The organism is Dictyobacter vulcani, assembly GCF_008974265.1.
Classification (GTDB): domain Bacteria; phylum Chloroflexota; class Ktedonobacteria; order Ktedonobacterales; family Ktedonobacteraceae; genus Dictyobacter; species Dictyobacter vulcani.
Genome location: NZ_BKZW01000001.1, coordinates 1,108,259 through 1,120,564 on the forward strand (window position 1 = coordinate 1,108,259; position 12,306 = coordinate 1,120,564).

Consider the following 12,306-nt stretch of genomic DNA (forward strand, 5'->3'; position numbering starts at 1 on the left):
CAATGAACACGTCTTCTCAATTTTGCCCTAATTTGACGTGTTCCGCAAGGGGTCAAAAAGGGCAAGGAACTATTGTGGTTCATGATCGTCAACGTGAACGCTATCGTTGTAAGGTCTGCAAAAAAACGTTTACATCCCGAACAGGAACCATGTTCGAAGGGCTCCGCAAACCAACCGAGCTCATTGTCATTGTGGTAACTTTGCTTGCCTATGGCTGTCCGGTGCAAGCGATTGTCAAAGCCTTTCGTTTAGATGAAAGAACCATTGCCAACTGGCGAGATCGCTCTGGAGCACATTGCCAACGGGTCCATGAACAAATGATGCAGCAGGCTGACCTCACTCTGAGTCATGTGCAAGCCGATGAAATTCGAGTCAAAGGAAGAAAAAAGGTCATCTGGATGGCCCTGGCGATGCTGGTTCCTACGAGATTGTGGTTGGCAGGCGTGGTGCAGCCAACTCGCGATACTCCGTTAGCCGATCGGTTGTTTGAGCAGGTTCGTCAGTGGACCAAGCACATCAGTGCGATCCTGGTCTGCGTGGATGGCTGGCCAGCCTATCCACACAGTATTGAGCGAGCCTTTCGCTCAAAAATCAAGCGCACAGCTGGAAGAGGACGCTGTTGTCTGGAAATGTGGTCGGGATTGGTGATTGGACAAGTGATCAAGCGTCAATACAAGCATCGTGTGGTTGAAGTGGAACGGCGTTTGCTACGTGGGGATCCGCATCAAGCACAGAAGTTGTTACAAACGACACCAGGATGCACGATTCTCAATACGGCGTACATTGAACGATTGAATGGCACCATGCGAGAGCGTTTGGCACAGTTAACCCGGAAATGCCGACATGCCGCATGTCGGCTTGAGAGCTTGCATCACGGCATGTATCTGTTGGGTGTCACCTACAATCTCTGTTGGTCCCATCAACAGTTGAGCACAAATCAGCAGCAGATCAGTCCGGCGATGGCCAGCGGTTTAACCGATCATCTGTGGAGTATTGTTGAGTTGTTAACGTACAAGGTCGTGCCCGAACCCTGGCACGAACCGAAAAAACGAGGACGCAAACGGATCAAACCGTTGCCTGATCCTAATCAGTCAAAGCGACCACGAGGGAGACCTCGTCTTCGACCGTTGCCTGATCCCAATCAGCCAAAACGGCCGAGGGGGCGACCTCGTAAAGTCATTTTGAGCTCATCCACCGTAGTGTGGCTGTACCGCAAATATGCATCTTTTCGCTTTTATATTTTTTAAACCAGTTTATTTACCTTTTCAAAACGCGTTAAAAAACAAATAAATATTCATTAATGCTAATGCAATGATGAAAAAAAAAGAAGAAAGGAGGAGGGTATTGAGCCTGCGCAGGCTCAATACCCTCCTCCTTTCAGGAATAGAGAAGCTAAAAAGTTACAGTTTCTTTTGGATTGTGCGCTAACCGCGCTTTTCCTCAGGGCGTAGACTCAGGTGCAATTCTTGCAGTTGTTTGTCTTCTACTTCCGCTGGAGCTCCCATCAAAAGATCCATGGCGCTCTGCGTTTTGGGGAAGGCAATCACTTCACGAATACTATCGGCATCAGCGAGAAGCATTATCAGGCGATCAACACCCAGGGCAATACCACCGTGGGGTGGAGCGCCATATTCAAAGGCTTCCAACATATGGCCGAATTGCTCTTTGATCTGCTCATCATTCATATTCATCAACGAGAAAACCTTCTGCTGTAATTCGGCGACGTTGATACGCACGCTACCACCACCGATCTCAAAGCCGTTGCAGATAATATCATACTGCCTGGCGCGAATGTTCAGTGGATCACTATCTAACCGGCTCACATGCTCCTCATCCATACCTGAGAACGGGTTGTGCTCGGCATCGTAGCGTTTCAGTTCATCATCATAGTGGAACAGCGGGAAGTCAACAACCCAGCACAGGGCCATCTCGTCAGCATCGATCAATTGCAGACGTGCAGCCAGTTTATTACGTAAACGGAAAAGGACATCATTGCTGACTTTGGCGCTATCGGCAACAAAAAGCAACAGGTCTCCTGGCTTGCCCTCAAGGCGCTCTATGATGGCCTGAACCTCTTCAGCAGTCATGAACTTTGTCAAAGGAGATTTGATATCACCACTGGCGTTAATAGCCAGTGTGACGAGTCCCTTGGCACCTAGCGTGCGGGCAAACTCGGTTAGCTCATCAATTTCTTTGCGCGTATAGCTCGCTGCTCCTGGAACACGGATACCTTTGACGATGCCTTTGGCGGCCAGGGCACTGCGGAAGACACCAAAGGTGCCTGCATTGGCCAGATCAGAAATCTCAACCAGGGGGAGATCAAAGCGTAGATCAGGATGGTCTGAACCGTAGCGATCCATGGCATGCTGAAAGCTTAAGCGTGGGAAAGGACGCTGCTTGATACGCTTGCTGGTGGTGGTTTCAATCAGGCGAATCAGCAAATCTTCGATCAACGCCATGACATCTTCTTCCGAGACAAACGACATCTCCAGGTCGAGCTGAGTAAATTCAGGCTGGCGATCAGCACGCTGATCTTCATCGCGGAAACAGCGTGCAATCTGGAAATAGCGATCCAGACCGGCAACCATCAATAACTGCTTCAGCTGCTGAGGGGATTGGGGCAACGCATAAAATTCGCCCGCATACAATCGGCTCGGTACCAGGTAGTCGCGAGCTCCTTCTGGAGTACTCTTCATCAGGATCGGCGTTTCGACTTCAACAAAGCCTCGCTCATCCAGATAGTCGCGCATGGCTTTAACCACGCGGTGACGCAGAATCACGTTCTCACGCATTTTTGGCCGACGCAGATCCAGATAGCGATATTTCAGGCGCAGAGCTTCATCAACCTGGGTGGTATCGTTAATTGGAAATGGCGTTGTACGGGATGGGTTTAAAATTTGAATATTCTCTGCAACAAGCTCGATCTCACCAGTGCTGAGTCCTGGATTCTCTGTTCCAGCCAGCCGACGAACCACCTTACCAGTTACCTGCACCACATATTCCGAACGCAGTTCACTGGCCACTTTATGTGCCCCTGCGGACTTTTCAGGATCACAGATAACCTGCGTCATCCCATAACGATCCCGTACATCCAGAAAAATCAGTCCACCATGGTCACGGCGACGGTTCACCCAGCCAGCCAACGTCACGACCTGGTCAATATTTGATGTGTTTAATTCACCGCACGTATGCGTGCGGTATTGTACCTCAAAACCCACGTGAGTATTACTCCTTTAACTTGTTACAGAAGTGAAGGGCATCATCGATACAGCGCTGAGACTCTCCGCAAGTGCGCTGTGAACAGTCTAACCGCCCTCGTCGCTCTACGAGAAGGGCATACAACTGGACTGATTGGACTAGCGCACACATTTCCAGGGGGATTCAACCATCTACACCGACCGCCAAATTCCTTCTTGAGCGAATTTATATATCGTGATTAAAAATCACTGCTGAACTAAAAAGTTAACAGCAGTGAAACAGATAGCTTTCTTTTATTGTGGCACGAGCAGTCAATCCTTTAGGGTGCCTTACTACAAGCCGTCGGCGAAGAAACATTGATGTCGACCTGATTGCTAGCTGCAGAGTTTTTGGCTCCTGCTAACAGATGCAAGTGGTTCAGGCGTGGATCAAAAGCACTGCTCTTGACACCAGAAACCACATTGGCCGATACATACTGTTGCTCCAGGCGAGCACTCAGGGTTGCTGGTGCCGATGGCGCCACTACGCGTCCTCCTACCACACTATTATTGTTTGGCGTAGCAGATGCCGTTGGCGCTGCATTTGGCGTGACCACAAAGTTCAATACACGATGATTGGTATTGTCCACAACAAATAAGTGGGGCACTTTGTTAATTAAGCCGGCTGAAAGCAAGGACTGCGGTGTTTGCGCCGTTGGTGGTGGTATCGTTAAGAACTTGACAATTGGGGTCGTCGGCGTCGCGATTGGGGTCGCAGCAGTAAAGGTTTGCGCATCCTGGAACCAGGGCGTATTTACTGTCTGCTGTACTACCACACCATTTTCAGATGGTTTGGATGGCGTAAAATGCAGGCTCTTCAGTTGTCCATCGCTATGAAGCAAGACAAGCTGCTTGTCAGGTAACGCAACCGCACTTACCAGGCCAGTAGAAATAGAAATCTCTGACTTCGTTGGTTCATTGCCCAGCTTATCTACCTGATAATTTAAAAGCGTTGCCTGATTCTGGTTCGCCTGACTAGAGGCTGAAATAACATAGATGTCGCCACCCCAGGCCGTCAACAACAATGGGGTCTGCCCATTGATCAAATCTTGCTTGACTTCCGTGCCATTATTAACCTTTTCAGTCAGTTTGCCGTCCTGCAGCATTTTATAGGCATGCAAACGATAATTAGCGCCGGTTTTTGCAGAAGTCAGGGTATAGAGGTACTGCGACTGCGTATCGCTGGTAAGCAGAATAACTTTCGTTACCAGTCTCAATTTTCTTCAGGTTATGTTGCTCATCAACCTGATATACTTTCCCATCTAACCCCAGAATATAGTTGCTGGTATGTTCTTTATCGGTCCAAAGCATGGCCATCGAGCTCGTCTGAACCTCGGTTCCCGCCGGTGAATTTAAGGTCACAGGATTGAGATTAGGACATGGCAAAGTGGACGCTGATGCGTGCTGATTAAAGTTTGTCAGCGCTGCTTTAAATTGAGAGGCAAGATCAGTTTGTAGTGAAGTTAACTGACTATTTTGCTGCGCGCTGAGTATAGCGCCTTTGAGGCTATTAAGCTGTGTCTGTGCTTTTGTTAAATTAGTCAGTGCCTGATCGGGTTTGTCCGTCACGTTTGTTTTTGCCTGACTAATGAGAACATCAGCCTGATTCAGCGCATTCTGTGTATCTGAAGGACGTAAGAAATAATAGCTTCCAATTGTCCCGATAGCTACCAGTAACAACACACAAATAATAATGCTTGGCAACAATAAACGGCTGCGCTTATGCTTACGTTTTGGCGCCGTAACAGCTGCCTGTGGTGCGGTAAAGCCGCTGGGAGATGCAAAGCTTTGATCGGAGCCAGCTGGCAACGGTCGACTATTGCTTCGCCCCCCTCCGTGCGTGTCGCGGTTGAAGCCACACCCAATGAGGAAGTAGGCACCCGACCCAGAGCTGCTGTATTCTCTTCAGAGATATGCCCGGCTGGCCCGACAGAAACAGGATGCTGCAAGGTACTGGGAATATCGTCACCAGCTTCCTGCACAAGCACGACGATAGCAGTGATATTATCTGGGCCGCCATTTTCATTGGCACGCTCTACCAGGTGATAGACACTTTCCTGTGGCAAATATTTATTCACAATTGCCAGCAGATCTTCCTCGCTTACCGGGCCAGAAAGTCCATCGGAACAGAGCACAAAATTATCGCCGTCTTCTAAGATTTCTGTGAAGACGTCGACTTCAACTTCAGCCTGTGTACCCAGAGCACGGGTAATAACATTACGCTGTGCATGGGAACGAGCCTGCTCTTTGGTTAATAAACCCGCTCGCACTTGATCTTCTACCCAGGAATGGTCCTGTGATACTTGTTTCACATGACCCTGGCGTACCATATATGCACGACTATCCCCAACGTTGGCAACATAGGCTACCCCACCACGTAGCACTGCTGCTACACAGGTGGTACCCATACCACTACGCATCATGTTTTCTGCCGCTCGTTGATGAATCAATGCATTTGCTCTTTTAATGGCATTCATCAATGAGAGAGGGATATCATCGGTCTCATCTTGGTAATAGACATTGCTCACTGTGTCTACAGCGATCTCGCTCGCCACTTCCCCTGCTGCATGTCCCCCCATGCCATCAGCTACAATAAAGAGCGCACCCTTTTTGGCCATAACCTGGCTGTCTCTTGGAATGACATACGCCATATTATCTTCATTATGGGGACGTTTACGGCCAACATCTGTTAGCTGTGCGACATCGAGCCGGAGTTGTTTAGACAACGCGCTTCTCTCCCGTACTTAGTAGCTCTCGATTTGTGCGCACTGCCCACTAGGCAGTTGCTGGAACTTTAGGCTATAATACACCGATACAGAGAAAAACGCAACGTAATACCTATTTTTTTGCTGCGATCTTCTCACTCATCTACTACTTATACCGCTTACTGCACATGAGTATACTCTCTCAAACCTCAGCATGCAAGATATCTAGACGGCGGTACTAGCAGCTCTGTTTCAGGAAGGAAGAGAATTTATGGCATTTTCAACAGCGCAACAAATTCTTTGCCGGGCCATTGATGACCAGTTTCCTTCATACCTGAATGATTGGCAAAATATATCCCATCAATGTTATACGTCACCAGACACTAAGATACAAGAGCTCTTTTTTCCACTTTTGCACCACAATGGTTTTTCGGTACAGTATTTAGATCCAGATCAGCAGATTTTGTACGGAGAGTACATGGTTCAAGCGCCACAAACGTTGCTCTTCTATGTGAAGGATACAGCGCAAGCTTCAGCTCAACAGGTAGTCTTTCCCTTGTTCTCTCAAATGGCTGCATTACAGGCCTATATACATTCTTCTGGCCCCCCGCCTGTGAATATCAAGTGGCTCATCAGCGGACAAGGGCAAACGGCATTGCCTTCCCTGACACGAATTCTTTCAGAGCAACCCCATCTCTTTCAGGCAGATGGCTGTATCTTGTATACCACAAAACACGAAATAAGCAAAGTCATAGATCAAACGGAAATTATTTTAGGTAGAAAGGGCCATCTCGCGGTTGAGATTTTGTTGCAAGTAGCTGAACAAGCGATACCAATCAGTTATGGAGCGATTGCTCCCAATGCGGCCTGGCAGCTACTCTGGCTACTGGCTTCAGTCAAAAATGAACACGAAGAAATTTTATTGGATGGTTTCTATGATAGCCTGCTACCTGCTGAAGATGAGGTAATTGAGGCACTCTCCCACCTGCCAGATACGTCAGAGGAGCTGGCCGCATCCTGGGGAACTGCACAACTTCTGTTGAAATTGCAAGGCGTACAACAACATTATGCCTGCTTTCTGACACCAGGTTGTAATATTACTATGCTTGACAGTAAACCAGCTACACAGCTCCAGGTAGAAAATAATGAAACAGAAACATCAGAATTGTATATTCCGCCACAGGCCAGAGCACGACTGGATTTCTGTCTGTTAGCAGGACAGGATCCTTACAATATCTTCACAAAACTTGAGCCACAGCTACAGAGCCAGACCTCTTATCCTCTGCATTGTCGCTTAGTGGCTGCACAACCGCCCATCTATACCTCAGTCAATACGCCACTGGTACAACAGTTGATTCAGATTCTAACCAACGTCTATCAACACCCCCCGATCCTCCTTCCTCATAACTCTGAGACAGCCATATATACCCTGTTAGCCCGGCAGCTTGCCGCACCCACTATTGGCATAGCCCCGCCCCTACTCTCCAAATTAAGTACAGAACAGGCCTCTCTACAGCTGGCCCAAAACATCAAACAGAGTATCCTCTTTCTAGCGAGCATGAGAAAGTAACGCTTCTCCCAGCATACAAACCAATTCTCTATTCAAGCATGTAAGCATAGTTCGCCCTGATCAAACGACGCTTACAATTGTTTTTCCAGCGCATGCCATTCAATCGTGTGAGCGAAGTCGCCTGCCAGGCTGCACCGCTTTCCATACAACTGATCACCTTGCCATTGGTGCATTGTGGCGACTTCGCTCACACGAGTGAGCGGCGTTCACGATTGCTTTTCAATAGCAAGCCATTAGTGCCATTTACTAGGCCAATTCCAGACATGAGAGTATACTGGGATATGTACATATGGCTCATAGTCGACATAATGTGACAGGTCATGATCAATGCCGTCCGGTGGTAGTCAGGGGTACAGCCAGTATTTATCTTTTTATGGTATGTGCTCACAACACATAAGCACTCTTCCTATTTTTACATACCTCGGACTGGCTTCTATGGGATATTTTTATGTACCGGGTATTAACAAAAAACCATACTTCTCATGCCGCGAGCAGGAATCATCTGGTCAAAAATGAAGCTTTGTGACCACTCGAAAAGAGAGGACGTTTAATATAACAATTACTGATCAGCAAACTCTCATGATCGAGTAACATCTTTTCCACATGAATCATCCGGACAGTCGCAGTCTTGAGAGGTCTGATGAGGAGAACACAACAAGAATGCACATCGGCATCAACGCACAGTTGTTATCTTATGGTCAGAATTATCGCAATGGTGGCGTAAGTCGGTATATCCGTTATTTACTTACCCAGCTGGCAAGACAACCAGGAGATCATACATATACGGTATTTGTTAATGGACAGGACGTTATTGATCATCTGGAACAACATCCACAGATAACCTATGTTTCCGCCCCATGGCCTGAATCTCGGCCAGTTGCCAGAGTTGCCTGGGAACAATTAACGCTGCCCTCGTTAATCAGGCAAAGAAATATTGATGTGTTACATTCTCCTGTCAATGTTCGACCAGAACACCTGCCTGCACAATGCGCCAGCATTGTCACTATCCATGATCTGGCTTTTTTGCGCTTCCCCCATGTGCTTACACGGGCCAAACGCCTGTACCACCGCACATTTACCGTTCGTAGCTTAAAGCGTGCTACAATGCTCATTACTGTCTCAGAAAGTACAAAAAAAGATGTACATGAGCTGCTAAATATTCCTTGCGACCGTATTCAAACTATTTATCCGTGTATCGATGAGCGTTTTTCGAACGTTTCTATAGAAGAAAAAGTACACACATTCCGTGAGAAATATGCAGTTACAGACGGTTATATTTTGTATCTGGGCACATTAGAGCCACGCAAAAATATTGCGACGTTGCTCGATGCCTATGCACTCCTGAAAAAAGAACATCAGATACAAGAAAAACTGGTACTGGCCGGGGGCAAGGGATGGCTCTATGAGACGATTTTTGACAAGGTACGCCAGCTCGGACTAGAACAAGACGTTCTTTTTCCTGGCTTTGTTTCGGATAGTGAGCAAGCGCTCTGGTATCAAAGCGCCGCCGCCTTCGCGCTTCCTTCACTCTATGAAGGCTTTGGCATTCCGGTAGCGGAGGCGCTGGCCTGTGGCACACCTGTAGTGACCTCAAATGTATCTAGCTTACCTGAAGCCGGTGCCGGGCTGGCCCTGTGCGTTGATCCACACGATATACAGGCGCTCAGTGCGGCCCTCTATCAGGCTCTAACGGATCAAGTTTTGCGCACAAAGTGCCAGATAATGGCCCCAACGGTTGCGCAGCAATTCTCAGCGCAAACCATGGTTGAAAAAACCATTGCAGCATATGAACAGGCTGCTAAAATACATCATCAGCAACGTATAACGTTTGTTTAATAGTACTGAGATCGTATAAAACATATGGCTCGAATGATACATAGCAACGAAACAAAACAAAAGACCAAGACACTAGAGGCATCGCAAGAAATCATGAGCGGAGCAACTGGTCCAATCACCAAAGTTATCTCTCAACGCCGATCGCTACGACGACACTGGCGTATCGCTGAGATCGCCTTTATGGTGATATTAGATATATTCCTGGTTTTTACAGGCTGCTATCTGGCTTACTACTTGCGCTTTAAAACCTTCAAAACCAATGTGGTGTTAGACTGGTTACGGGAGCGTATTTTTGGTGGCGCACCGTCAGCCTATGTCTACCAGAATTTTTTATACTTCCTGCCATTATGGATAGGTATTGTCGCTGGCGTTATCTTCATCTTTGCATTTCGCCGTCTGTACCATATCCGGCTTACAGGTAACTGGTTTCAGCAGGCATGGAAGATTGTCGTTTCCATCACTATTGGGATGGCCTTCTTAATTACGTACTTTTTCTTCTTTCAAAATCACAATCAACCCGATACGAATTTAATGGTGCCTAATTCACGTCTCTTGATTCCACTGATGTGGTCCACCTGTATCGTCGTTCTATGTGCAGGACGCTTGCTGGTCTCTGGCGTGATGGGATTACTCTATCGTATGGGACTTGGTGAGACGCGTGTGCTGGTAGTGGGTTCAGGCCGCCTGGGCAAAATGGTGATGCAGTGTCTGGCTGCCAGTCCCAATCTGGGCTTTTCAGTAGTGGGCTTTCTGCACGATTTGACTGAACCACCTGGTGATTTTGGCCGCTTTAAGATGCTGGGTACCATCAATGATATCGGTATGGTGATCCGCTCGATGCAAGTGGACGAAGTCATTATCGCCCTCCCATCCGATATGAATAAACACGCCATTGATAGCGTAAAACTGTGCGAGCGTCTGGGAGCTTCTTTTAAACTGATTCCTGATCTATATGAACTCAACCTTTCACGGATTGATGTAGAAAATATCGAAGGTATCCCCCTGCTGGGTATCAGGCAGGTATCACTCAATACGCCACAACGTATTGTGACCCGTGCCATCGATATAAGCCTTTCATTAATGGGATTGATTATTGGCTCTCCACTCTATCTCTGCATTGCACTGGCGGTGAAGTTGACCTCACCAGGACCCATCATCTATCGACAGGAACGGGTAGGGTTGAATGGTGAACACTTTCAAATGCTGAAATTCCGCTCGATGTCACAGGATGCCGATCGGCAACAGGAACGGCTACTGAGCTTGAACGAGGCACAGGGACCGATCTTTAAGATGCGGGTCGATCCACGCGTGACACCTGTTGGCTCGATACTCCGTCGTACCAGTCTGGATGAGATTCCGCAACTTATCAATGTACTCAAAGGCGAAATGAGTCTGGTAGGTCCTCGGCCACCACTGCCACGCGAGGTAGCCATGTATGAAGAATGGCAAAAAGGACGCCTGGCCATCAAACCAGGTTGTACCGGACTCTGGCAGGTGCGTGGTCGCAGCAATATCAGTTTTGATGAAGGCGTCTTAATGGATATCTACTACATCGAAAACTGGTCGCTGCGCCTGTATATCCAGATTCTGCTGCGAACCATTCCAGCCATTGTATTCAGTCGAGGAGCGTATTAAGACTATGAAAGTTGCATTAGTCCATGATTATCTGAATCAAATGGGTGGAGCCGAACGTGTCGTGATGGCGTTTCATGAGATTTTTCCTGATGCGCCAATTTATACGTCCATCTATGATCCACAGCGCGTCGATCCTGCATTCCAAAAGATGGATATTCGCACATCTTTTATGCAAAAGTTGCCGCTGGTCACCAAACATCATCAGCCGTACTTACCACTCTATCCATTTGCGATGGAGAACCTGGATCTGCGCGGCTACGATCTGGTATTGAGCAGTTCCAGCGCCTTTGGCAAGGGCGTGATCACCCGGCCAGAAACAATGCATATCTGCTATTGCCACACTCCGATGCGCTGGTGCTGGAATTATGAAGAATATGTGGAACGCGAACAACTGGGTAAAGTGGCAAGGGGCATATTGCCGTTTATGATGACGGGCTTACGAGTCTGGGATCAAATGAGCGCGATGCGCGTGGACCACTTTATCGCGAATTCACCAGTCATCGCAGAACGTATCCGCAAATATTATCGGCGCGAGGCGGCATATATTCCACCACCGGTTGAAGCCACCCGCTTTCCCTTTGAACCCGATATTGTGCCAGGAGATTATTTTCTAGCCCTGAGCCGATTAATCCCTTATAAGCGCCTGGATCTGGCGATTGAGGCGTGCAATCGCCTGCAACTGCCACTGGTAATCATTGGCACAGGACGAGATGAAGAGCGCTTAAAGAAGATGGCCGGACCAACTATACGCTTTATGGGCCGGCTCACCGATGAAGAAGTTGTCTATTATTTTAAGCACTGTCGGGCCTTCCTGTTTCCAGGTGAAGAGGATTTTGGGATTACTCCACTAGAGGCACAGGCATGTGGTCGACCAATTATCGCCTACGGAGCCGGTGGAGCCCTGGCATCGGTCATTGATGGCGTCACAGGTACCTTCTTCCAACAGCAAACGGTAGAGAGCCTGGTGGACGTGCTGGCGTCATTTGACGAGCATCATTTTGATCCACGCGTCATTCATAATCATGCACTGGATTTTGATACGTCGCGCTTTAGTCGCCGTATATTACAATTCATTGAGGCCAAAATGAGTGAGGGCAAAAAACCAACGCTCCCATTGCCAGCAAGTGATACTGTTCTCTAAAGAAAAATATCTAAAGATATTCCAATCACTATGCCTTATTAGTAGCAACTGGTAACTCTTCCACACATGGCCAGGCCTGGCAGAGCTCTATTTGACTTGCAAGCTCTACCAGGCCTTCTAGTTACTCAATTCCTAGCACCTAAGTACATCTTATTGACAGTGGAAATTAGAGCCTTTATAGTA

The 12,306-nt window shown here is 47.9% G+C and carries 9 protein-coding genes; 5 read left to right on the forward strand and 4 right to left on the reverse strand.

What is annotated here, in order from left to right:
* The first annotated feature begins 74 nt into the window (after nucleotides 1-74).
* The gene (locus tag KDW_RS04645; protein ID WP_151754879.1) at nucleotides 75-1,247 is read left to right on the forward strand and encodes a hypothetical protein; all 1,173 of its coding nucleotides are present in this window, start codon (nucleotides 75-77) and stop codon (nucleotides 1,245-1,247) included.
* Between the two features lie 177 nt (nucleotides 1,248-1,424).
* On the opposite strand, the gene aspS is transcribed toward KDW_RS04645, so the two are convergent.
* The 4 genes from aspS to KDW_RS04665 form a co-directional block, all read right to left on the reverse strand.
* Nucleotides 1,425-3,218 (reverse strand): aspartate--tRNA ligase, encoded by a 1,794-nt coding sequence (aspS, locus tag KDW_RS04650; RefSeq protein WP_151754880.1) that lies wholly within the window; start codon nucleotides 3,216-3,218, stop codon nucleotides 1,425-1,427.
* Nucleotides 3,219-3,517: 299 nt separating this feature from the next.
* Nucleotides 3,518-4,453, reverse strand: a complete 936-nt coding sequence (locus KDW_RS04655) for a hypothetical protein (protein WP_162004945.1) — start codon at nucleotides 4,451-4,453, stop codon at nucleotides 3,518-3,520.
* On the reverse strand, nucleotides 4,365-4,919 hold the full coding sequence (locus KDW_RS04660) for a hypothetical protein (RefSeq protein WP_162004946.1): 555 nt from the start codon (nucleotides 4,917-4,919) through the stop codon (nucleotides 4,365-4,367). The genes KDW_RS04655 and KDW_RS04660 overlap by 89 nt, the downstream gene beginning before the upstream one ends.
* Complete coding sequence (locus KDW_RS04665; RefSeq protein WP_151754883.1) at nucleotides 4,904-5,962, reverse strand: Stp1/IreP family PP2C-type Ser/Thr phosphatase; 1,059 nt, start codon at nucleotides 5,960-5,962, stop codon at nucleotides 4,904-4,906. The genes KDW_RS04660 and KDW_RS04665 overlap by 16 nt, the downstream gene beginning before the upstream one ends.
* A gap of 250 nt (nucleotides 5,963-6,212) precedes the next feature.
* On the opposite strand from KDW_RS04665, the gene KDW_RS04670 reads away from it, so the two are divergent.
* From KDW_RS04670 to KDW_RS04685, 4 genes are all read left to right on the forward strand, one after another.
* Nucleotides 6,213-7,511, forward strand: a complete 1,299-nt coding sequence (locus KDW_RS04670) for a zinc-binding metallopeptidase family protein (protein ID WP_151754884.1) — start codon at nucleotides 6,213-6,215, stop codon at nucleotides 7,509-7,511.
* A 660-nt stretch (nucleotides 7,512-8,171) separates the two neighbouring features.
* Nucleotides 8,172-9,347 carry a glycosyltransferase family 4 protein gene (locus tag KDW_RS04675; protein ID WP_162004947.1) on the forward strand — a complete coding sequence of 392 codons (1,176 nt, stop codon included), beginning with the start codon at nucleotides 8,172-8,174 and terminating at the stop codon, nucleotides 9,345-9,347.
* A 93-nt stretch (nucleotides 9,348-9,440) separates the two neighbouring features.
* Complete coding sequence (locus tag KDW_RS04680; protein WP_162004948.1) at nucleotides 9,441-10,982, forward strand: sugar transferase; 1,542 nt, start codon at nucleotides 9,441-9,443, stop codon at nucleotides 10,980-10,982.
* A 4-nt stretch (nucleotides 10,983-10,986) separates the two neighbouring features.
* A complete protein-coding gene (locus tag KDW_RS04685; protein ID WP_151754887.1) occupies nucleotides 10,987-12,123 on the forward strand; it encodes a glycosyltransferase in 1,137 nt (378 codons plus the stop codon).
* Nucleotides 12,124-12,306: the final 183 nt, after the last annotated feature.